Below are 22,573 nucleotides of genomic sequence, written 5' to 3'. Positions count from 1 at the left end.
GAATTGATAATGGTTGAAGAAGACTGGCTTGCCGCGTGTCGTGATTGGTGTCGAAGGGCGAAATACCTCTCTGACGAAATCGAATGGCAGGCGAAGCCAACACATTCAGGATGGCTTCAAGCTACGAGCATGCTGCTGGATGAGCGCCGAGTCTCAATTCCTCATCTGTATTTCAAATACTATCCCCTCCCTTCAAAGACGATCTTTTCGGGAGTGACGATGGATAACATAAGTTGCAACGACTTCTTTGAGAGATCCGGATGGCACTGCCAGACCATCGAGACCGGTAGCAGGATCGCTACCTACATAAGTACGCCCTTCACGTTACGGGGCGGGAAGTCACTGGACTTTTATCTGTTCGCAGAAGCTGGAAATCTGGAATTCACAGACGACGGCATCACTTTGTTTGCACTGCGTTCTCTTGGCTATCCACTGGGGGATAAACGCAACTGGCGGAGCCTTGAAAACATTGCAATCAGGCATGGCTTTTCACTGTCGGACGCAGGCGCTTTCGAAACTGTTTTTATTGAGTCTGAATTGAGTATCTGGGGTGCGAAAATACTGCGCCTCTTCTCCTCTATCGCCACCTGGGAGGAGGATCGCTTTTCGGAGGGCGACACAGACTTCTCGCTAACCCAAGAAGTTGAACTGATGTTGCGGGCGAAAGATCCGACAAGACACCTGGATCGAAACGTACTTATTAACGTGGGCGGAACTGGAACTCACTTTGACTTTCTATGGGGGTCTACCTATGTCGATTCAGTCACGCCTACGGCCAACGCCATCAATGCACGGTTGAGGAAAGCGCTACTCGTCAACAAAGCTGAAGACCCTGTCGATATGCTTTTCATAGTGGATGACCGGGACAAGCCAACAAAGGCAGATGAGGAGATTGCGGTCCTTGGTGATCTGGCACCAACCATACGCATCACCGACTTCGAGCAGTTTTTCAGCCCCGGTACTCATTAGAAGTCATGCTCAACGCTATCTATTCACCGTACAGCCCTAACGTCTGCTCACCTGCCTCGCCATCTGATCCGTATTTTTCTCCGCCTTCTGAATCTGTATTGAAAATACCCTCCCCCCGATAATCAAGGCCTCAGCAGCCGGGAACCGGCCACTGATAGCGCAGTTTTCAGCGTGCATCTGGACTCGCTACCTCACCCAATATCGGGAGGCCTTATGGGCAAGCTAACGATCTACATGGCGATTTTTTTATTGGTAGCAATCGGCGTGGGTGTGCTGGGTACTATTCCTCCGGGTTGAGGGGATGGCTGATCCGGTGGCAAGCTGGAAGCCGGAGAGTCAGGTTGATCCTGAGGATTGATGTGTGCCTGGCCTGAATGGTCAACTCAGCTCTGATTACAAGCCGGTAGTAGATATTGCTGACCACAGACTGGGTGGAGAGCCTTATCGTGCGCACCTGGAGTGTCGCGGCGATCTACCTGACATCACGATTCGCACCGCAACTGTGTCCCTTCAGGAGACTTGCCCACGATGCAGACGCCGCGGTGTATCAGTTGGACCGCGTTGCATTCATCGCGAGCAAGCTCAGCTCCCACAGAGTTCCGAATCGACCAAACGACAGTGGGGTGTCAGGCGCAGCAGTCTTAGGAGTTATCAGCCCCAAACACTTTCTGTGGGAGGTTCTATGTTGGCCTGCAAACGTTGATCCCGGTAGGAGCGAATTCATTCGCGAAGAGGCCGGTGCATCCGCAGCCTTTGTATCGACTAAAATACTGCCTTCCCGAATGAAGTGGAGCGCCCCCCCGGTCGGTCCAACGGTCCGGCATGAGCTTGAGATGATACCAACCTGTGAGCGGTACTTGCCCCCAATGCGGCACCGGAAGAAGGTGCCGTATTCATGCTGAGCAACAGTAAATGGGCCGAGGCCAAGGCGGCGTGAAGCCAATAAACCAGGCCCGGTTTAACCTGGGCCTGGCTGATCAATCAACCCGATACCTGATTCGCAAACTGCCCCACAGCGTTCACAACCTGTTGGGCGCCATCCTGAATTTCGACGATGACTTTACCGGCCTGACCTGACAGCTCCAGGCCTTGTTCAGCCTGTTTTTTGCCGTGCTCGATGACGCCAACCGCTTGCTCGGCGAGTGCCTGGTTTTTCTGCACAACGTCGACGATTTCGGCGGTGGCTTTGCTGGTTCGAGAGGCGAGTTGGCGGACTTCGTCGGCGACGACGGCGAAGCCTCGGCCTTGTTCACCGGCGCGGGCGGCTTCGATGGCGGCGTTGAGGGCCAGCAGGTTGGTTTGATCGGCAATGCTGCTGATCGCGGTGATGATCGAGCCGATGATTTGCGATTGCTTGTCGAGTGCGCCGATGCCCTCTACAGCCAGCTCCATTTGAGAAGCCAGGGCGCGCATGACGTCGACGGTTTCCTTGACCACGACGCTGCCTTTACGCGCAGTTTCGTCGGTGTGTTTCGAAATCGTGAAGGCAATTCTTGCAGCTTCGGAGACGGCCTCTTCGCGCTCGACTTGCTCGGTGATGACAGTGGCGAATTTCACAACTTTGTAGAGACGACGGTGAGCATCTGTCACCGGATTGTAGGACGCCTCCAGCCAGACAGAATGGCCACGGCTGTCGATACGCTTGAAGCGATCGACCACGAATTCGCCACGGCGCAGTTTGTCCCAAAATACCTGGTACTGCGGGGAGTTGGCTTCCTGCGCTTCGCAGAAAATACTGTGGTGCTTGCCGACTACTTGCGACAGCGAATAGCCCATGGAATCCAGAAAGCGTTGGTTGGCTGTGAGCACGGTACCGCTCAGATCGAACTCAATAACGGCCGTGGAACGCTGCAACGCTTCGATCAGGTTTTCGTGCTCACGGGAGGCCTCAATGGTGCGCGTCAGGTCACTGGCGTACACGGAGAACTGCGTGACCTTGCCACTGCTGTTGGTCACCGGCTGAACAATCACCCGCAACCAGGCTTCTCTCTGATCACCACGGAAAATCTGCAGCGCCCCAGCCCAGTGCTTGCCCTGCTGAATCGCTTTGCTCATGCGCGAAAAGTGATCAGTGCTCTGGGCGTATTTGGGCACCATTTCCAGCAGCGAGCGGCCGACCAACTCGCTGCTGGTGTAGCCCATTTCCTGTTCGAATTTGCGGTTGACCGACTCGATCTTGCCGCGTTCATCAAGGTTGATGGACAGCATTTCGATTTCGAGACTGTCGCGTACCTGCTCCATGGACGAAAGCTTTTCGCTTATCGTTAACAACTCCTGCTTCAATCGTTTATTGAAAATCATAAAGCAGTAACTCCGCACACGTTTTTTATCAGAGGCAGGCAAGCAGCAATCGGTATTGATTACGCGTAAATGTATACGACTGATAGCGGCTGAAACGGCGAAGACTTGAGGCTCTGGAACGAGGTTTCCAGCGAAAAAACGTTGTTTTCGGATAACGGGCTGTATATGCCTGAATAAATTATAAAAAAAGAAAACTGGATCCAGTGTCTGGTTTTTTTTCGCGCACCGAAAATAGCTAATCACGATTACGGGGGCGGGTTTTAATCAAGCGCTTGAACTACGGCTGGTCACTGGCGGGTCATGTCCAGCGCCTTGCGCCACCACGGCTTTTCCCATGCCTGGGGTGCGGGCAACACGTCCGGCATGTCGCGCAATTTGATCCACTGTTCGTTTTGCCACTGCAGCAGGCACAGACTTTTGCCGGGCCACTGCATCACGCTGAAGCTGGGTTGCCGGGTTTGCGGCGCTTCACGCAGGACGGGCATGACTTCGTGGGTCAGCCAGCGGCGCAAGGCGCGGTTTTCCGGGACGTAGTGGTGAACCAGCATGGCGTAGGCGCCGGACTCGCTGATCAGTGTCTGTTTGCTCCATTGAGCGCTGGCCAGCAGCCACGCAGTACGGTACTGGTCCGGGTCGAGTTTGTAGATGGAGCGTTGATCCAGTGCTTTGCCCATCAGGCGTGCCAGATCCTGTAAACAGAACCAGCCCTGCTCTTCGAGCATCAGGGCCCGCAGCATGCGTTGGTGGCGGAGGAACAGCAGGGGTTCGAAACAATCGGCTGGACGAGTTGGCTGGGGTTGAAGCGCTTGCATCCGTTTAACTCCGTTCGGTCATGGCTTGCCATCCTTAACCCGCTGAGCGGAATAAGGGTGGCAGTTGTGCGAGGGTTAGCGAACCGGCCTCAACAAAACATAAACGCACCGGCAGACCCGAAGGTCTCCGACGCACAACCGCCATAACGTATGTTTCAAGCGTAGATGAACACCTGAAAACTCCGCAGGAGATATGTTTTATTGAGGTTCGGATCGCTAAATCCGGTCGCTTGTTTTGAGCAACGGAGCGGAGACTAGCCGCATGTTTCTTATGCCGCAAGTGCTTACAATGTAAGACTTTAAAAGAAAAATATAGCAATAAGACAGCACTTCAAAGCGCGTAAGAAGTTTCCGCGATATAACCGCTCAATAGGTTGGCACGCCGTAGGTTTCAGAAAATAGTTTCGAACCCTATATCGATTCTCAGCCTCGACAGCCCTCCCCCAACAGAATGCAATTTCCTGAACTGAACCGCTGCCTGTAGGAGTTCACCGAGGTTACGAGGCCAGCGATGGCGGAGTGTCAGACAAACCGCCATCGCTGGCCTCGTAACCTCGGTGAGCGCCTACAGGTCGAACATTTGCTGCACGACAGTCAGGACACCAGGGCATTTTCTGTATAGCCAATAGCTACCAGTCAAAGACCGCCCACCCAAAACAGTGCATTTATACGACAATAAACACTCAGTCGACTCTATCAACTTGCAAGTTCTAAATTTTTAATACCGCTGGTCAACTTTCTGGAACGGTACTTCTTTTCAATTGCTCTCTTTCCTGTGGCCACAAAGATGACCACACAGCCGTTTTGGCCAAGATAAAGTTGAGGAATAACTCCATGTTTTTACATAACCGACGTTTGCAATACACCGTGCGCGTGGCAAGACCAAACCCAGGTTTGGCGAATCTTCTGCTTGAGCAATTTGGTGGAGCTCAAGGTGAACTGGCGGCAGCAGCGCGCTACTTCACTCAAGCCCTGGCCGAAGAAGATCCAGGCCGTAAAGACTTGCTGATGGACATCGCCACTGAAGAGCTGAGCCACCTGGAAATCATTGGCTCGATCATCTGCATGCTTAACCGTGGCGGCAAAGGCCAACTGGCTGAAGGCGTACAGGAAGAAGGCGAACTGTATCGCGCTATCAACGGTGCCGGTAACGATTCGCACATCACCAGCCTGCTGTACGGCGGCGGTGCGCCACTGACCAACTCGGCCGGCGTGCCATGGACTGCCGCTTATGTCGACACCATCGGCGAACCAACGGCGGACTTCCGCTCCAACATTGCTGCCGAAGCACGGGCCAAGATTGTCTATGAACGCCTGATGAATGTGACTGACGATCCAGGTGTCAAAGAAGCCTTGGGCTTCCTGATGACCCGGGAAATTGCTCACCAGAAGTCGTTCGAAAAAGCACTGCACTCCATCCAGCCTAACTTCCCGCAAGGCAAGTTACCCGGCATGCCAGAGTTCACCAACGTGTACTTCAACTTGTCTACTGGCGGCCCTGATGTGCGCGGTCCATGGAACGAGGGTGAAGAGTGGGAATACGTCGAATCGCCAGAGCCTGCGGTGGATGGTGGCGACGGCAGTGCGTCTGTCGTGTTGTCAGATGAAGATGAAGACGTACTGCTGAATATGAAAACCCGAACCATGTCCGATCCGGAGGCCAACCCGATCACTGCGGCTGATCTGGGCTCAGGTTTCGTGCAAGGCAAAGACGCTTGATCGTTTGAACAATCGCTGGCCCAAACCCCGAACTGATAAGGAGGTAACCATGGCTTTAACTGGACATTCGCCCCGACAGGATCTGGAGACACTTGAGACTGCACCCGCTGTATTTGACTCAACGCTAAAACGTTTTGATCAGCAGGCCGTTATTCTCAAACGTGGCTTTCAGGTGAACCAGACCTTGAAGAGTCTGCGAACGCTTGGGCAACTGACCCGAGAACTTCAGTCGCATTCAACCAGTGGTTATGCGGCAATCAGTTATCGGGCGGATAAATAGCCAGAGTAGCTACCCCAGAGTAAACACCCCCAGAGTAACAACCAGTGAAGCACCGCAAAAAAAGAGCAGGCTCCTCAGCGGGGGCTTGCTCTTGTTTTTTCTGCACTATCTGGAAGGCATCAGGCGGTATAACGATTCGGCCGATGGTTCACGGCGATGATCAGGTTCAGCACGATAGCACCGGCGATGGATGCCAACAGTATCGGCAGGCTGACGAGGTAGAGCGAACCCAGCACCACGAGTACGTCTACAACCATCTGCAACTTGCCTGCCCGCAGACCGATGCGATCCTGCAGATACAGCGCAAGAATATTGATACCGCCCAGGCTTGCCTTGTGCCGGAAGAGAACGATGAACCCCAAGCCCATCATGATATTGCCGAACAGCGCTGCGTAGATCGGCTGCAACTGGTCGATATGGATGAACCGCGCATGCAGCTCGGAGAATATCGACACCAGCGCGACCGAGCAGAAGGTTTTGATGGTAAACGCCCAACCCATTCGGCGGATGGCCAGGTAATAGAACGGCAGGTTGATCAGGAAGAATGCCACCCCGAATGACAAGTGGGTCGCATAGCTGATCAGGAACGCGATCCCGGCGCTGCTGCCCGTCACACCACCCACCTGACGCAGCATCATCACTCCAAAGGACACCATCAACGTACCAATGACGATCGCAAATATGTCTTCGAACATGGAGTGCTTGACGGTCTGAGTGGCGGCGATCTGGGTCATGACGAACTCTTGAAAGTGTAAGGACGAATAGCTGGCCAGCAGAAAAGCGCCAACCAAAGCGCGCACAGATTACCCAATAAAAGATCGATGTGCGCGCTAAATAGATAGATATGCGTGTATCACGCACCAGAAAGCAGAAAATGCACTGTTTATGCGCCGGATCGCACTGCCGTGGTGCATATTCACACGCTTGCCAAATAGCCCACCGTTGCCGGGATGAATGGAAATCCCTTGAGTGCGAATTCATTCGCGAAGGCGGTGTGTCAGACGCAGATGTTTTGCCGGATAAACGCCTTCGCGAATGAATTCGCTCCCACGAAAAACAGTGCAGTCAGATATTTACGCGGTGAAAACACATCCCTGTGGGAGCGAATTCATTCGCGAAGGCGGTGTGTCAGACGCAGATATTTTTGCCGGATAAACGCCTTCGCGAATGAATTCGCCCCCACGAAAAACAGTGCAGTCAGGTGTTTTTGCATGAATACACATTGAAATAGGGGCAGACAACGAACCCGCAACAATGGCAGCGACGGTGATTGTCAGGCAGGATTACGGCCGCCTTACCACTTAACTTTTCGAGTTCTGCCCTCCATGAATAATAAGAAACTTTGCATCACCGCTACCCTGCTGTTCGGCTTATCCGGCACCGCCCTGGCTGACGATTCAGGCTCGCATCTGGACAAGGTTCTGCAGTCCGGCGAGCTGGCTGTCTGCACCACGGGGGATTACAAGCCCTACACCTTCCTGCGCGAGGATGGCGAATATGAAGGCATCGATATCGAAATGGCCCGCTCGCTGGCGCAGAGCCTTGGCGTGAAGGTGCAGTGGGTGCCGACGACCTGGAAAACCCTGATGCCGGACATGCTGGCCGGTAAATGCGACGTGACCATGGGCGGCGTCTCGGTAACGCTGGAACGCCAGAAGAAGGCGTTCTTCAGCAACACGCTGGACGTTGACGGCAAGATCCCGCTGACCCGCTGTGAAGATCAGGCGTTGTATCAAACCATCGAGCAGATCAACAAACCCTCGGTACGCCTGATCGAGCCAGCCGGTGGCACCAATGAAGCGTTTGTGCGCGCCCACCTGCCTGCGGCGCAACTGGCCTTCCACGACAACAAGACTATTTTTCAGCAACTGCTGGATAAGAAAGCCGACGTGATGATTACCGACTCGTCCGAGGCGCTGTATCAGCAGAAGCGCATGCCCGGGCTGTGTGCGATCAACCCGACGCGCTACATGCAATACGGCGAGAAGGCCTATCTGCTGCCACGGGACGACACCACCTGGAAGGCCTATGTCGATCAATGGCTGCACCTGAGCAAGGCAACCGGGACGTATCAGACCGTGGTCAGTCATTGGCTGGCGGTGCCGGGGCAGTAAGAAGAGCGTTCATCTGTAGGAGCTGCCGATGGCTGCGATCGCGGTATGTCAGGATAAATGCTTCGCAGCCTTCGGCAGCTCCTACAGGGTTTGAGTGGTTGCGCACTTGCGCGACATGGCTCCGTTCTTGCTTTGTCCGCAGCATCACTCCAACCCTCGAGCTTCTCCTCCTATGAAAAACATGAAACACAGCGCTACCGCCGCCCTGCTTTTCGGGCTGTCGGGTTTTGCCCAGGCACAGGAACTGCCGTCGCATCTGGACAAGGTGTTGCAAGAGGGACAACTCGCGGTGTGCACCACCGGTGATTACAAGCCGTATTCTTTCCTGCGCGAAGACGGTGAGTACGAAGGCATTGATATCGAACTGGCCCGCTCTCTGGCGCAAAGCCTCGGGGTGAAGGTGCAATGGGTGCCGAGCACCTGGAAGACGTTGGTGCCGGATATGGTCGCCGAGAAATGCGACATCGCCGTGGGTGGGATTTCGGTGACACTGGAGCGCCAGAAGAAGGTGTTCTTCAGCAGCACGCTGGACGTCGATGGCAAGATTCCACTGGCCCGTTGTGAAGATGTGGCGCTTTATCAAACCCTCGAGCAGATTAACAAGCCGTCGGTACGCGTAATCGAACCGGCCGGTGGCACCAACGAGGCCTTCGCCCGTGCCTTCTTGCCCAACGCGCAGTTGGCGTTCCATGACAACAAAACCATTTTCCAGGAGCTACTGGATAAAAAAGCTGACGTGATGATCACCGAAGCCTCCGAAGCGCTCTACCAACAGAAACGCATGCCGGGTTTGTGCGCGATCAATCCGACCCAGTCTCTGCAATACGGTGAGAAAGCCTATTTGCTGCCGCGTGGCGATGTGGCCTGGAAAAGCTATGTCGATCAGTGGCTGCACTTGAGCAAAGCCACAGGTGCTTATCAGAAAGCAGTGGGTAACTGGCTGGCAGTGCCGGGGCAGTAAAACCCAAAAACCGGTAGGAGCGAACTTGTTCGCGAGAGGCTTGACGCGGTGTATCAGACACGCTGCCTCGCCAACAAGTTGGCTCCTACCGGTTTGGTGTCTATTGCAGGACACAGTTATGTCAAAGACACTACGACGTGCTTCTGACCTGTCGGACCTGCCAGATGAAAACCAACAAAACCATCACCCGTGCGTTCTGTGTCGAGCTCAAGGAGGAGTTGTCGATCAGTGCTGCGCGCCGGGAATACTTTTCTCAGGAAGAGCCTCGGCAGCGCTTTGAGTTTCTCTGTTCGAGCGAGCCCTGCCGCAGGCTCGGGGCGAAGATTACGGGCGTGCGTTACGACGTGAAGCCGCAGGACAATCCGACGTTTGTGTCTGCTCACTTTCGCGCTAACCCGCACTCCGATCATCATCCCGATTGTGAGTGGATCGATGAGCAGGCAGAAGAAAACCAGCCGCCCGCTGATGGCGAAGAAACCGAACCACAGACGCGCATCCGCAAGGCCAAGCGCAAGCTGGATGACTACATTGATGTCTTTGATCCAGCCATCAAGACGCCCGGTGCAGGAAAAACCAAAGAAGCCAAACCGGCTGCTGTCGCCGCAGAGATAGCGGACGAACCCACTCCCGTTAAGGCTCCAGCGGCAAAGCCACCTCGCGACAGCGAAACCCGCACCAACAACCTTGAACGTCTCGTCGACAGCTATCGCCAGGCCAAAGCGCAGTTATCCGCCGATGACTTCAAGCTGCTGACCCTGAAGATTCCTGGCCAGGGCGAGCTGACGCTGCGCTCCTACTTCCGGCATATCAAATACGCGAAGCTGGGCGATAACGGTCGGGTGCTATACGGCGGCGGTCTGGTGGAGCGCTACGGGCTGGGGTTCAAGTTCAAGTTCTTCGACCGGCTTGAGGGCAAGCTGGTGACGCTGTATGTGTCGCCTGCGCAGATGAAAGCCTACCGCTCCAGCCGATACATCAGCGAACTGCTGAGCCATGCCGAAGAGGTGAAGTTCTTTACGGTGTATGCGCTGGGTGAAGTGAGCGAAAGCCCGTCGGGCAAGAGCATCAGTTTGAGCGTGGAAGACTTGCGGCACCTGGTGATTGTGCTGGGGCCGGCGAAGGAGACAGATTCCACGAAATAACGGAGATCTGTAGGAGCTGCCGAAGGCTGCGAAAGCGGTCTGTCTGACACAGCCTCGTTCGCAGCCTTCGGCAGCTCCTACAGGTTTACATCAAACCTTGACGATCCAGCCTGCTGGCGCTTCAACGTCACCGGACTGTACGCCGGTCAGTTCTGCATAGAGCTTGCGGGTCACCGGGCCGACTTCGGTTTCGCTGTGGAACACGTGCAGCTTGTCGTTGTACGAAATCCCGCCGATTGGCGTAATCACCGCAGCAGTGCCGCAAGCGCCGGCTTCTTTGAAGTCCGAGATCTTGTCGATAAACACATCACCTTCCACGACCTTCAGGCCCAAACGGCTCTGCGCCAGTTCGATCAGCGACAGGCGAGTGATGCCCGGCAACACGGAAGGCGACTTGGGGGTCACAAACACGTCATCGTGAGTAATCGCAAAGAAGTTAGCCGAGCCGACTTCTTCGATCTTGGTGTGGGTTTGCGGATCCAGATAAATGGCATCCGCGAAGCTCAGTTTCTTGGCTTCGGAACCTGGCATCAGGCTGGCGGCGTAGTTACCGCCGACCTTGGCTGCGCCTGTGCCTTGTGGCGCTGCGCGGTCATAGCCGGAGATCACGAAGTTGTTCGGCTTCAGACCACCTTTGAAGTAGGCGCCAACCGGAATGCAGAAGATCGAGAAAATGAACTCGGGCGCAGTACGCACGCCGATGTTGTCACCCACGCCGATCACGAAGGGACGCAGGTACAGCGCGCCGCCGGAACCGTAAGGCGGGATGAAACGCTCATTGGCAGCAACGACTTTCTTGCAGGCTTCGATGAATACGTCAGTCGGCACTTGCGGCATCAACAGGCGACCACAGCTGCGCTGCATGCGCAGGGCGTTCTGGTCAGGGCGGAACAGGTTGATCGAGCCGTCCTTGCAGCGATAGGCCTTCAGGCCTTCGAAACACTGCTGGCCGTAGTGCAGCGCGGTGGAGCCTTCGCTGATGTGCAGCACGTTGTCTTCAGTCAGCGAGCCTTCGTCCCATGCGCCATCGCGCCAGTGAGAGAGGTAGCGCATATCAGTTTTGATGTAGTCGAAACCCAGAGTGTCCCAATTAATGCTGTCGTGACTCATAACGCCCTCTTTCATTTAGCGGCTGCCTGGACGAATCAGGCAATGGCCGTATTCTGCCAGATCATCCGCGGCTTGCGGCCTCAAATACGCATAAACCTTGATACACCTTCAATCTGACGAATTCTCTCCACCGGCGTCAGGTGTCAGGCAATCGGTGAACAGCTTGTGCAGCGGCAGATCGCGCTGGCTACGGCGCATCATCAACACCACTTCGCGATGAAAGGTCAGGTCGCCCAGGCTGATGACCCGCACCCTGGCTTCGCGCTCCAGCCAGAGCCCGGCCCGAGGTATCAGGGAAATGCCCAGCCCGCTTTCGACGAACTTGACGATAGCGTCCAGCTCGTCGAGTTCCAGCGCGACGTGCACCTCGATCTGCTGCTCACGCAAAAACCGCGTGACCTGACGTCCACCGAACGAAGCGCGGTCGTAGCGCACGTGCGGCTGCCCGGCCAACAGCTTGAGTGGATCGGTCTCCTCGACATCCAGCGGCACAATCAGCACAAAGGGCTCGGTTTCCAGCACCTGCACATGCAGTTCTTTGGGCAACTCGAAGGGCGGCTTGATAAGGATCGCTACGTCTAGCTCACCCGCGTCCAGCTGACTCAGCAGGTTGAGCGACACGCCAGGCACCAGCTTGGCCTCCACCGCCGGTGCGCGACGCCTCAGCCTTAACAACGCTTGAGGCAGGAACCCGGTTTGCGCACTGGCAATCGCGCCGATCTTCATTTCGCCGCGGTACTCATCCGGGTCCACCGGCGTCGACATGCGATTGAACAACTCGAACATTTCTTGCGCCAGGGGCAGCGCGCGAACGCCAGCGGCATTGAGAATCGCCTGACGCCCGGTGCGATCAAACAAACGCACGCCGAGCGCCTGTTCAAGGTTCTTGATCTGCGAACTGACAGCTGACTGGGTCAAACCAATGTGCATGCCCGCCGCGGCGAAGGTGCCATAGCGGGCCACGGCGATGAAGGTCTTCAATTCACGCAGCATAAGCCGTCCGATTGATCGATTTTATTTGAGCTGAGCAGTGAATATATCTGCTTTGCATAAATTTATTCTTATCTAAAATCAATCCATCTTCCATAGCCTTTGCCTCATAAAAAAAGGATGACTACCGTGAGCCTCGCCCCTTTCCATTTAGCTATTCCCGTCCACGACCTGGCCGCCGCCCGCCATTTCTACACGAATATTTTCGGCTTCACAGAAGGCCGGTCCAGCGATCATTGGGTTGACTACGATTTCTACGGCCACCAACTGGTGATCCACGAGCACCCGAAAACCGCCTCGCAAGAATCGGCAGGCACTAACGTGGTGGACGGCCATGACGTGCCCGTTCCGCATTTTGGTGTGGTATTGAGCTGGGAAGACTGGGAAATCCTGGCCGAGCGTCTGCGTTCGCAGAGCATCAAGTTTGTGATCGAACCTTACGTGCGCTTCAAAGGCGAAGTCGGTGAGCAAGCCACCATGTTCTTCTTCGACCCGTGCGGCAACGCGCTGGAGTTCAAGGCGTTCAAGGACATCGGTCAGTTGTTCGCCAAGTAATCAGGTTTATGGCGGGGGCTGCCAGTCGCACTCGTGACAGTAGCCTTCACACCTGAAGTGGTTATTTTGACGCGTGATAAACACCTCATCGAGCAGGAAGCGATTGAGGCCATTAATTTGACATCAAGTGGTGCTGCGTTAGGCTGACCCTGTTTCAGACAAACAGGACTCCTTCGCCTTCTTTGATGAGCAGATAGCCATGGATACGGGCATCAACGCAGCAACCTGCTCTATCGCAACCACTCCTGATCGCCGCCTGATGCTGTTGCTGTTCTGCCTGCCAGTCACTCTGCTGTTGCTGAGCATACTGGTCATCAACGGCGGCACGTTGATGTATACCCTCGATGATCCATATATCCATATCGATCTGGCCAGGCGCATCTTCAGCGGTCATTACGGCATCAATCCCGGCGAATATTCGGCACCGTCGTCGAGCATCCTCTGGCCCTTTCTCCTGGCGCCTTTTACCCCTCTCAGCGGCTTGATGCTGTGGGTGCCGCTGCTCCTGAACATCGGTTTCTCCTTTCTGACCTTCTCGCTTTTCAACCGACTGCTGTCGGGTATCAGCTCTGCCCATCGGTTCTTCATTCTGGGCGGCTGGTTTCTCGCGACCAACTTCTACGGGCTGATCTTCAACGGCATGGAACATTGCCTGCAGATTTATCTGGTGGCGGTAATTGCAGTGGGCGTGCTGCGCAAAGAGTTTTACGGCAAACAGATCACGAGCAACGGCGTCTACCTGGCCATCCTGCTATTGCCACTGGTGCGTTACGAAGGGCTGGCGGTGTCTCTTCCGGTGTTGCTCTATTTGCTGTGCAAGAGTGAGCGTCTGAAGCCGCTGGTCTGCGGAGTCGCACTGGTCGGTATCGTGGCGCTGTTCTCTCTGTTTCTGGCCAGGCTGGGCGTTGGCTACCTGCCCTCCTCTGTTATCGCCAAATCGGACACGACCGGGCTATCGTCCATCGTCATGAATGCCATTGGCCAGTTTGAAAAGTATGGCTGGATCATTCTCGCGATGCTGGTCATGTGTGCCTTCATGCCGAACCGCAAACTGCTGGTCATGCTGCTGATTACGGTCACCGCGCTGCATACCCTGTTTGGCAAGAATGGATGGTTCGGGCGCTATGAAATCTATTGGCTGACATTTCTTGGGGTGTTTTTCCTGCACCTGTGCCTGACCCATCTCAAGGCGCGCACCACAGCAATCATCTTCGGCCTGCTACCACTGGCGTTCGCGCAACTGGTGTACACCACCCTGAGCACACCGCTAGCGTCAGCAGCGGTCTATAACCAGCAGTACCCGATGTCACAGATCGCCCAGCGGCTCAACGCCCCTGTGGCAGTCAACGATCTTGGACTGGTGGCGCTGAACTCCAGACAATACGTGCTGGACCTCTGGGGCCTGGGCAACCTTGAAGCGCTGAAACTGCGCAAGTCCGAAAGCGGCCCGCAATGGATCAAGGATTTGATGGATCGCAAGAACGTCCACTATGCCTTCGTTTACGAAGAGTGGTTCCCCGAACGCCCGGACAACTGGATCAAGGTCGGCGAACTGCAGATGCACATCCCTAAAATCGCTACGGCGTTCAACCACGTTGCTTTTTACGCGACCGACGAGCAATCAGCGCAGACACTAAGGGAGGTAATGCAGGCTTATGCGCTGGAGCAGCCGACGGGGAAGTATGAGTTTTGGTTTGAGAATTGAGTGAGAGGTGAAACGCCAGAAATAAAAAACCCCGCTGCTCAAACGAGCAACGGGGCTTTCTGTTTTCAGACTAACTGTGGATCAGAAGGCGTAAGTCACCAGCAGATCTTTGGTTACCTGAAAGTCCACCGACATCATGAAGCTCAAAGCGCTGATGGTGAAGATGGAGAACACGAACAGCTTGCGGGCCCAGACGGTGTCATCCACCGCCTTGTAGCCTTTCCAGGCCATATACAGCCAGTACATACCCATGCCCGCAGCAACCGCCAGATAGTTGAGCCCGGCGTAACCGCCAAAGGTCAACATCAAGGTGGTCACCAGGAACGCCAGGATGTAGAGCAGGATATGCCGCTTGGCGACCTTGATACCGCGCTCAACCGGTAGAACCGGAATCTTCGCAGCCAGGTAGTCATTGAAACGGAAAATCGCGATGGCATAGGAGTGCGGCATCTGCCAGAGGCTGAACATCACCAGCAGGGTCAATGCCGCAAAGTCGAAGCTGTTGCTCACTGCGCAGTAACCGATTACCGGAGGCATGGCCCCCGACAAGCTACCGATCAATGTGCCGTGTACCGACTTGCGTTTGAAATACAGGCTGTAAAAGCCAACGTAAATCACGAAGCCGATCACGGCGAGCATCGCTGCGAGTGGGTTGGTTTTGGTGTAAAGCAACCCCACCCCGCCAACACCGAGAATCGTCGCGTAGAGCAAGGCCAGTCTCAGTGAGACCAGGCCTTGTACCAACACACGGTTCTTGGTGCGCTCCATCTTCTGGTCAATGTCACGATCGATGCAGTTGTTGAATACACAACCGGATGCCACGACCAATGAGGTGCCTATGACTGCGGCCAGGAACATGCCGAAGTCAATTTGCCCTTTGGAGGCCAGAAAAAAGCCACCTGCCACCGAAAGCACGTTACCGAAAATGATCCCCGGCTTGGTGATTTGGATAAAGTGCTTAAGGGACATCAGGGTTACCTCATTTAGCCATCATGACGGTGTGGATGCTGAACATGATCCACAACGAGAGGCCGACCAGCAGCACGATGACCATCGCAGTGAACGCAAAGGCGAACACGTTATTGCGCTGGGCAACCGAACGATCAAGGTGCAGGAAGTAGCGCAGGTGAACCAGAACCTGCACCACAGCGAACAACAGGATAGTGATCAGCGTCGCTGACTTGGACATGACCGGGTACATCACAACGCCGAACGGGATAGCAGTGAGGATCACGGACAGGACGAAGCCGATCACATAGTCCTTTACGCCATTGCTATGGTCGTCAGCAGAGGTATGCGCGTGTGCGTTAGCCATTTACAAAGTCCCCATCAGATAAACAACGGTGAAGACGCAAATCCATACCACGTCCAGGAAGTGCCAGAACAGGCTCAGGCAGCTCAGACGGGTAGCGTTGGTCGACGTCAGGCCGCGAGTCTTGACCTGATACATCATGATGCCCATCCAGATCAGGCCGCTGGTCACGTGCAGACCGTGCAGGCCTACCAGCGCGAAGAAGCCAGACAGGAAGCCGCTACGGCTAGGGCCATAACCTTCAACGATCAGGTGATGGAACTCGTAGATTTCCATCGCGATGAAGCCGGCACCGAACAGGAAAGTGAGGGCCAACCAGCCCAGCACTTGACTCTTCTTGCCCTTGTGAACGGCCAGCATCGCAAAGCCGTAAGTGATACTACTGAACAACAGGAAAGCAGTTTCGACGGCCACGAATGGCAGTTCGAAAATGTCGTGTCCCGAAGGACCGCCTGCAACGTTGTTTACCAACACCGCGTAGATCGCGAAGAAGGATGCGAACAACACGCAGTCGGTCATCAGGTAGAGCCAGAAACCGTAAACGGTCATCGGCCCCGCATCGTGGTGATCATGCCCGTGATCACTGTGATCGTGGGCATCTCCTGGATTCAATACTAAGTTCGACATGTTTAAACCTGTTCCAGTGTGGATTTGCCAGGCGTGTATGCACCCTGAGCCACGAGGACCTTGTGCTGCTCACCTTCGATACGCGCCACTTCTTCAGCGGGCACCATATAGCCTTGATCGTCACGTGCGGCGTGGATGACGAACGAAACAACGGTCGCCGCCAGGCTGGCGATAGCCAACCACCAGATGTGCCAGATCATGGCAAAACCGAACACTGTCAACAGCAGACCCATTACCAGGCCAGTCGCAGTGTTGTTCGGCATGTGGATCGCCGAGTAGTGAGCCGGTACGTTGTAAGCAACGCCATCACGCTTGGCCGCGGTGAATGCATCCAGCTCGTCGGCTTTAGGCAGTTCAGCGAAGTTGTAGAACGGTGGCGGCGAAGACGTCGACCATTCCAGCGTGTGGCCATTCCATGGGTCGCCAGTCAGATCAAGATTCTCTGGCTTGTTGCGGTCACGGATACTCACGAAGATCTGGATCAGTTGGCATGCGATACCAACGGCGATCAGCATTGCACCGAACCAGGCGATGTCCAGGTACAGGTTCCAGGCCGGGTTGTCGGTAGTGTTCAGACGACGAGTCATACCCAGGAAGCCCAGGAAGTACAGCGGCATGAACGCGACGAAGAAACCGAAGAACCAGCAGTAGAACGAAGCCTTGCCCCACTTCTCGTTCAACTTGAAGCCGAACGCTTTAGGGAACCAGAACGCGAAACCAGCGATGTAACCGAATACCGCGCCGCCGATGATGACGTTGTGGAAGTGAGCGATTACAAACAGGCTGTTGTGCAGCACGAAGTCAGCACCCGGGATCGCCAACAGAACGCCGGTCATACCGCCGATCGAGAAGGTGATCATGAAGCCCAGGGTCCAGAGCACTGGCGCGGTGAAGCGCAGACGGCCCTGGTAAATGGTGAACAGCCAGTTGAACAGCTTCACACCCGTCGGCAGCGCAATCAGCATCGTTGCCAGACCGAAGAAGGCGTTGACGCTGGCGCCAGAACCCATGGTGAAGAAGTGGTGCAGCCAGACCATGAAGCCGAGGACGGTGATACCGCCGCTGGCGTAGATCATCGACTTGTGGCCGAACAGACGCTTGCCGGTAAAGGTAGAGATGACTTCGGAGAACACACCGAACGCCGGCAGTACCAGGATGTAAACCTCAGGGTGACCCCACGCCCAGAACAGGTTCACGTACATCATTGGGTTACCGCCCAACTCGTTCGTGAAAATGTGGAAGTCCAGGTAACGGTCCAGAGTCAGGGCTGCCAGGGTGGCAGTCAGGATCGGGAACGAAGCAACGATCAGGATGTTAGCGAAGGTGCAGGTCCAGGTGAAGATCGGCATCTCCATCAGCTTCATGCCAGGCGTGCGCATTTTCAGCACGGTGACGAGGAAGTTGACACCCGTTAACGTCGTCCCTAGTCCGGATAGCTGTAGCGCCCAGATGTAGTAATCAACCCCCACTCCAGGACTGTAGGCAAGCCCGGACAATGGCGGGTAAGCAACCCAACCGGTTTTAGCGAACTCGCCGACACCCAGGGAAATGTTGACCAACAGTACGCCGGACACCAGGAGCCAGAAGCTCAGGGAGTTCAGGAACGGGAAGGCAACGTCACGGGCACCGATCTGCAGCGGCACGACGATGTTCATCAGGCCGGTGAAGAATGGCATCGCCATGAAGATGATCATGATCACACCGTGAGCGGTGAAGATCTGGTCATAGTGCTCAGGCGGCAGATAGCCTTCGGCACCATTCTGGGCCAAGGCCAGCTGGGTACGCATCATCACGGCGTCGGCGAAACCGCGCAACAGCATGACCATGGCAACCACGATGTACATCACACCGATTTTCTTGTGGTCGACTGACGTCAGCCATTCAGTCCACAAGTAGGTCCACTTCTTGAAGTAGGTGAGTGCCGCAACCAGAGCGATACCACCCAAGGCGATCATCGCCAGGGTGATCATGACTATCGGCTCGTGATACGGGATCGCGTCCAGACTTAATTTACCAAACATCGTTTACTCCTCTGCCCCAGCAGCTGAATGCTTACCCTTGCCCATGTCCATCACTTTCTCACCCAAGTTGGCGTCCGACTCGCGTGCAGTACCTTCCTGCTCGTGAGGGTTCACCTTGCCTGGCTTCATGCCTTCGTACTTGTCGATGACGGCATTGAACAGGTTCGGAGTGACTGCGGAGAACAGCTCGACCGGGTTACGCTCGCTCGGTTTGAGCAGAGCAGCGTATTCCGAAGCTTCAAGCTTTTTAGGTGAACTCTTGACTTCGGCGACCCAGGCGTCGAAATCCGCCTTGGACGTTGCAATTGCCTTGAACTTCATGCCGGTGAAACCCGCGCCACTGTAGTTGGCGGAGATCCCGTCGTATTCGTGATTTTCGTTAGAGATCAAGTGTAGCTTGGTCAGCATGCCAGCCATGGCATAAACCTGGCCGCCCAGACCCGGAATGAAGAACGAGTTCATCACCGAATCAGAGGTAATCTTGAAATTCACCGGAGTATTGGCTGGGAAAACGATCTTGTTGACCGTCGCGATGCCTTGTTCCGGGTAAATGAAGACCCACTTCCAGTCCAGCGAAACCACCTCGATGGTAATCGGCGGCACATCGGACTCGATTGGACGATACGGGTCCAGAGCGTGAGTAGACTTGTAAGTGATGTAGCCAAGAAACACCAACAGGACCAGAGGAATGCCCCAGACTGCGGCCTCGATCTTGGTGGAGTGCGACCATTCAGGCGTGTAAGTGGCGTCCTTGTTGGTGGCACGATATTTCCAGGCGAAGATGATGGTCAGGAAAATGACCGGAATCACCACGATCAACATCAACAGCGTTGCGGTGATAATCAGGTTGCGCTGGTCGAGCCCTATTTGCCCTTTAGGATCGAGCAGAGGCACGCCCTCGCAACCACTGAGCAAAAGCATGCTGAAAAGGGCCAAGAAGCCAAAAAACCTGGGGTACCTTTTTTTACTCATCTCACGACCTCTAAAAGCAAAAGCAGCTTGCGGGTGCAATTGGTTTTCGACCGCCAACACCGAAACCTGCCGTGTTGGCATATTTTTTGGATTGAACAAAGCCTGTCACGACGCATGCAAAGCGTAACGACAAATCCATATTTATCTTTAATTTCTTGTTCGAATGCGTGGCATCACGCCCGGAATACGGGCCAACTCCCTTTGGTGCATGCATTCATGGTACTTCAGAGTCCGACTGGCACTACGGCACAGCCTGCGCAAAAGGCGCTATTTGACCTCGAAAATGCTCATCACTGGGTAAGCCAGCGGGGCAAGTGCGGGGATTGTAGATATCTAGAAATTTAATGACTATGTTTTTTTTAGCAACAGTTTGTATCAGGATCTGTAAAAATCGACAAACAGCTCACGAATTTTTCACAAAAAATGCCCCTTTCCGTAGGGGCACTTTTTCCTTACAGGCCCTGTAGCCCGCGGTATTTCCGACGGTTACGAATGATGCCGATCGGCACCAGTACGACGGTCAAAACGAACGCGACCAGAGCCCACTGCGCGAGGGACAATCCGAGGACTGGCGGATAAGGGGTCGTGCAGAACCCGCTGACCTGGAACCCGATCGGGAACATCGAGGCCAGTGGCAGGCCGTCGACAATCGGTTGCAGCACATCGATGCCACAGCTCTCGGTAGGATGCGAAAGGATGTAGACATGGCGGCCTGCGGCAACAATCCCGCCTATTGCGCTGAGCACTACCAGTGTTTCCAGCGCAGTGATGCTGCGGCGGCCCGGCATGGCCGCGCCGATGAAGGCGAAGATGGCGATGAACAGCAGCGCATAGCGTTGCAGGATGCACAGCGGGCAAGGCGCCTCGCCCAATACGATCTGCATGTACAGCGCCCCGCCGATCAGCGCCAGGCAGATAACGCCCAGCAGGACCAGAAAGCGCTTCTCGCGTTTTAGGTACAACATGTTGTCGCTCATTCACTTACCTTTCGAAAGGGTGTCCATTGGGACCGTTCGATCAATGCCGGGGGACTTGATGCCAGCACCCCGAGGGCAGACACCGGATTGTAAAGGCTCAACGCCCTGATCGCTCGCGATAATCATGGTCCGTGACGGACAACTCAAGCCTGTACCCGCCATATGGGCATATTTGGCCACCCGGTGGTGTTGGTTGCGCCAGTTCAGTGCATGAGCAACTGCATTGCGCAGGACGAACAGCATCCTTCTATATAGAAGGATGCGGCTATTTGTCGCAGCTGGTAGCATCGGTCCATCCCTGTAGGAGCTGCCGAAGGCTGCGAAAGCGGAGTGTCAGGCAGTACGCTATCGCAGCCTTTGGCAGCTACAGAAAAGGCATCTCCATTCAAGGACCAAATCGGGAAAAACCGTATCCTTCTATATATAGAGGGATGCGGCTATTTGTCGCAGCCGGTAGCATCGGGCCATCCCTGCAGGAACTGCCGAAGGCTGCGATAGCGGCAGGTCAGGCAGTACGCTATCGCAGCCTCCGGCAGCTCCCGCAGAACGCAAACGGAGCATATTTTGCTTATCGGCGGCAGCCATGATTGAGGAAAACGCATTCCTCGGGAGCTCCTCTTCTATATATAGAAGAGCGCGACTATTTGTCGCACCTCACTCCAGCTCGCAAGCCGGACCAAAAAACTCGTAGCGACTTTGCTTTTCCGGCACTCCTGCGATTTTGAGCTGGCGTTTGATGACCTTCATGAAAGCCTTGGGGCCGAGGAAGTACGCATCCAGATCCCGCTCCTCGGGCAACCACTGCTCCAGGCGCGATTGATCAAGCAGGCCAAGTGCATCTGCCGCCGGGCTGACACCGTCATCTTCGGCGTAGCAGTAAAAACGTTTGAGTTGCGGATGCCTGACCGCCAGCCCGTCAACCCAGTCGCGAAAGGCATGCACGCTGCCATTGCGGGCGCAGTGGATGAAATGCACCGGACGCGATGTTGTGAGTGCAGCTTCGAGCATCGCCAGGGTTGGGGTGATGCCCACTCCCCCGCTGATCAACACCAGCGGCTTGTCGCTGGCTCTCAGGGTGAACTCGCCCGAGGGAGGAAACAGGTGCAGGCTGTCGCCCACTTGCAACTGATCATGCAGATAGTTGGAAACCTTACCGCGAGGCTCGCGTTTAACGCTGATCCGGTACTGGTTATCGCCCGCCACCGCTGACAGCGAATAGTTACGGCGCACCTCCTCATCGGCGATCTGTAATTGCACGCCGATGTACTGGCCCGGCGCGAATTCCAGCAACTGCCCACCGTCTGCGGGCCGCAGGTAGAACGAAGTGATCTCCGAGCTTTCAGCGACTTTGGCCGCCAGGGTGAATTCACGCGTACCACGCCAGCCGCCAGGAGCCTGCGCCTTTTCTTCATAGATTGCGTGCTCGGCGCCAATCAGCACATCCGCGAGTTGTTGATAAGCTCGACCCCAGGCCTGCAGCACCTCTTCGGTCGCGACCATATCACCCAGCACCTCGCGGATAGCACTCAGCAAGCAACGACCGACAATCGGGTAGTGCTCCGGCAGGATTTGCAGGGCGACGTGCTTGTTGATTATTTTTGTCAGCAAGCCACCCAACTGCTCCAGTTCATCAATGTGTCGTGCGTACATCAGCAAACCATTAGCCAGAGCTCTGGGCTGATCGCCGCTGGCCTGATGCGCAGGATTGAACAGCGGCCTGACTTGTGGATACTCATCGAGCATCTTTTTGTAGAAGTGAGTCGTCAACGTTTCGCCCCCGCTTTCCAGCAGTGGGACGGTGGCTTTGACAATGGCGCGATCCGAGGCGGTCAACATGATGTACTCCTTACAGACAGGCGTTAAAAAAGTACTCATGCCGTGTCAGAAACCATGCCAGAATTTCAGGCTTTTAAAATCAATGAGTTAGCGGTTATTAGTCAAATAGACTCCAAAAGAAAAGCGGTCATTATGACTACACGAGGTCTTAATGACTCATCGCTGTGAGC

At 55.1% G+C, this 22,573-nt stretch carries 19 protein-coding genes and 2 pseudogenes; 8 read left to right on the top strand and 13 right to left on the bottom strand.

Annotated elements, in window-relative coordinates; translation table 11 throughout:
• The first annotated feature begins 9 nt into the window (after nt 1–9).
• Nucleotides 10–969: a DUF1828 domain-containing protein gene (locus KDX30_RS16680; protein ID WP_231676956.1), complete on the top strand. Its 960-nt coding sequence runs from the start codon at nt 10–12 to the stop codon at nt 967–969.
• Nucleotides 970–1,950: 981 nt separating this feature from the next.
• On the opposite strand, the pseudogene KDX30_RS29830 reads toward KDX30_RS16680, so the two are convergent.
• The 3 genes and pseudogenes from KDX30_RS29830 to KDX30_RS16665 form a co-directional block, all read right to left on the bottom strand.
• A pseudogene (locus KDX30_RS29830) lies at nt 1,951–2,385 on the bottom strand (methyl-accepting chemotaxis protein); the annotation flags it as partial.
• Nucleotides 2,386–2,490: 105 nt separating this feature from the next.
• Nucleotides 2,491–3,177, bottom strand: a pseudogene (locus KDX30_RS29825) (PAS domain-containing protein); the annotation flags it as partial.
• A 380-nt stretch (nt 3,178–3,557) separates the two neighbouring features.
• Nucleotides 3,558–4,082: a BRO-N domain-containing protein gene (locus KDX30_RS16665; protein WP_231676955.1), complete on the bottom strand. Its 525-nt coding sequence runs from the start codon at nt 4,080–4,082 to the stop codon at nt 3,558–3,560.
• An 834-nt stretch (nt 4,083–4,916) separates the two neighbouring features.
• On the opposite strand from KDX30_RS16665, the gene KDX30_RS16660 reads away from it, so the two are divergent.
• Both KDX30_RS16660 and KDX30_RS16655 read left to right on the top strand, forming a co-directional pair.
• Nucleotides 4,917–5,801, top strand: coding sequence for a manganese catalase family protein (locus KDX30_RS16660; RefSeq protein ID WP_099267598.1), 885 nt, complete (start codon nt 4,917–4,919; stop codon nt 5,799–5,801).
• A 49-nt stretch (nt 5,802–5,850) separates the two neighbouring features.
• Complete coding sequence (locus KDX30_RS16655; protein WP_231676954.1) at nt 5,851–6,081, top strand: hypothetical protein; 231 nt, start codon at nt 5,851–5,853, stop codon at nt 6,079–6,081.
• Nucleotides 6,082–6,200: 119 nt separating this feature from the next.
• Here the strand turns inward: KDX30_RS16655 and KDX30_RS16650 are convergent, their stop codons facing one another.
• Nucleotides 6,201–6,815 carry a YitT family protein gene (locus KDX30_RS16650; protein WP_027901016.1) on the bottom strand — a complete coding sequence of 205 codons (615 nt, stop codon included), beginning with the start codon at nt 6,813–6,815 and terminating at the stop codon, nt 6,201–6,203.
• A 591-nt stretch (nt 6,816–7,406) separates the two neighbouring features.
• On the opposite strand from KDX30_RS16650, the gene KDX30_RS16645 reads away from it, so the two are divergent.
• From KDX30_RS16645 to KDX30_RS16635, 3 genes are all read left to right on the top strand, one after another.
• Nucleotides 7,407–8,195 carry a transporter substrate-binding domain-containing protein gene (locus tag KDX30_RS16645; RefSeq protein ID WP_231676953.1) on the top strand — a complete coding sequence of 263 codons (789 nt, stop codon included), beginning with the start codon at nt 7,407–7,409 and terminating at the stop codon, nt 8,193–8,195.
• A gap of 172 nt (nt 8,196–8,367) precedes the next feature.
• Nucleotides 8,368–9,156 carry a transporter substrate-binding domain-containing protein gene (locus KDX30_RS16640; RefSeq protein ID WP_099267595.1) on the top strand — a complete coding sequence of 263 codons (789 nt, stop codon included), beginning with the start codon at nt 8,368–8,370 and terminating at the stop codon, nt 9,154–9,156.
• A 164-nt stretch (nt 9,157–9,320) separates the two neighbouring features.
• Nucleotides 9,321–10,298 (top strand): ATPase, encoded by a 978-nt coding sequence (locus KDX30_RS16635; RefSeq protein WP_231676952.1) that lies wholly within the window; start codon nt 9,321–9,323, stop codon nt 10,296–10,298.
• A gap of 90 nt (nt 10,299–10,388) precedes the next feature.
• Here the strand turns inward: KDX30_RS16635 and KDX30_RS16630 are convergent, their stop codons facing one another.
• Together KDX30_RS16630 and KDX30_RS16625 are read right to left on the bottom strand one after the other, a co-directional pair.
• A complete protein-coding gene (locus tag KDX30_RS16630; protein ID WP_099267593.1) occupies nt 10,389–11,408 on the bottom strand; it encodes a branched-chain amino acid aminotransferase in 1,020 nt (339 codons plus the stop codon).
• 108 nt (nt 11,409–11,516) lie between these two features.
• Nucleotides 11,517–12,401 carry a LysR family transcriptional regulator gene (locus KDX30_RS16625; protein ID WP_099267592.1) on the bottom strand — a complete coding sequence of 295 codons (885 nt, stop codon included), beginning with the start codon at nt 12,399–12,401 and terminating at the stop codon, nt 11,517–11,519.
• 126 nt (nt 12,402–12,527) lie between these two features.
• Here KDX30_RS16625 and KDX30_RS16620 point away from each other — a divergent pair, with 126 nt between their 5' ends.
• Both KDX30_RS16620 and KDX30_RS16615 read left to right on the top strand, forming a co-directional pair.
• On the top strand, nt 12,528–12,953 hold the full coding sequence (locus KDX30_RS16620) for a VOC family protein (RefSeq protein WP_027901022.1): 426 nt from the start codon (nt 12,528–12,530) through the stop codon (nt 12,951–12,953).
• A 199-nt stretch (nt 12,954–13,152) separates the two neighbouring features.
• A complete protein-coding gene (locus KDX30_RS16615) occupies nt 13,153–14,658 on the top strand; it encodes a hypothetical protein (RefSeq protein WP_231666088.1) in 1,506 nt (501 codons plus the stop codon).
• A gap of 81 nt (nt 14,659–14,739) precedes the next feature.
• On the opposite strand, the gene cyoE is transcribed toward KDX30_RS16615, so the two are convergent.
• The 7 genes from cyoE to hmpA all read right to left on the bottom strand — a co-directional run bounded on the left by cyoE (nt 14,740) and on the right by hmpA (nt 22,403).
• A complete protein-coding gene (cyoE, locus tag KDX30_RS16610; RefSeq protein WP_027901026.1) occupies nt 14,740–15,627 on the bottom strand; it encodes a heme o synthase in 888 nt (295 codons plus the stop codon).
• A gap of 10 nt (nt 15,628–15,637) precedes the next feature.
• Nucleotides 15,638–15,973 (bottom strand): cytochrome o ubiquinol oxidase subunit IV, encoded by a 336-nt coding sequence (cyoD, locus tag KDX30_RS16605; RefSeq protein ID WP_027901027.1) that lies wholly within the window; start codon nt 15,971–15,973, stop codon nt 15,638–15,640.
• Nucleotides 15,974–16,597 (bottom strand): cytochrome o ubiquinol oxidase subunit III, encoded by a 624-nt coding sequence (locus KDX30_RS16600; protein WP_027901028.1) that lies wholly within the window; start codon nt 16,595–16,597, stop codon nt 15,974–15,976.
• A 2-nt stretch (nt 16,598–16,599) separates the two neighbouring features.
• Nucleotides 16,600–18,618, bottom strand: a complete 2,019-nt coding sequence (cyoB, locus tag KDX30_RS16595) for a cytochrome o ubiquinol oxidase subunit I (RefSeq protein ID WP_099267590.1) — start codon at nt 18,616–18,618, stop codon at nt 16,600–16,602.
• Between the two features lie 3 nt (nt 18,619–18,621).
• Nucleotides 18,622–19,590: a ubiquinol oxidase subunit II gene (gene cyoA / locus KDX30_RS16590; protein ID WP_231676951.1), complete on the bottom strand. Its 969-nt coding sequence runs from the start codon at nt 19,588–19,590 to the stop codon at nt 18,622–18,624.
• A gap of 452 nt (nt 19,591–20,042) precedes the next feature.
• Nucleotides 20,043–20,567 carry a disulfide bond formation protein B gene (locus tag KDX30_RS16585; RefSeq protein ID WP_099267589.1) on the bottom strand — a complete coding sequence of 175 codons (525 nt, stop codon included), beginning with the start codon at nt 20,565–20,567 and terminating at the stop codon, nt 20,043–20,045.
• Between the two features lie 654 nt (nt 20,568–21,221).
• Nucleotides 21,222–22,403 carry an NO-inducible flavohemoprotein gene (gene hmpA / locus KDX30_RS16580; protein WP_231676950.1) on the bottom strand — a complete coding sequence of 394 codons (1,182 nt, stop codon included), beginning with the start codon at nt 22,401–22,403 and terminating at the stop codon, nt 21,222–21,224.
• Nucleotides 22,404–22,573: the final 170 nt, after the last annotated feature.

This window comes from Pseudomonas quasicaspiana (genome assembly GCF_021147825.1).
In the GTDB taxonomy this organism is placed as follows: Bacteria; Pseudomonadota; Gammaproteobacteria; order Pseudomonadales; family Pseudomonadaceae; genus Aquipseudomonas; species Aquipseudomonas quasicaspiana.
This window is presented reverse-complemented; position numbering and strand designations above follow the sequence as displayed.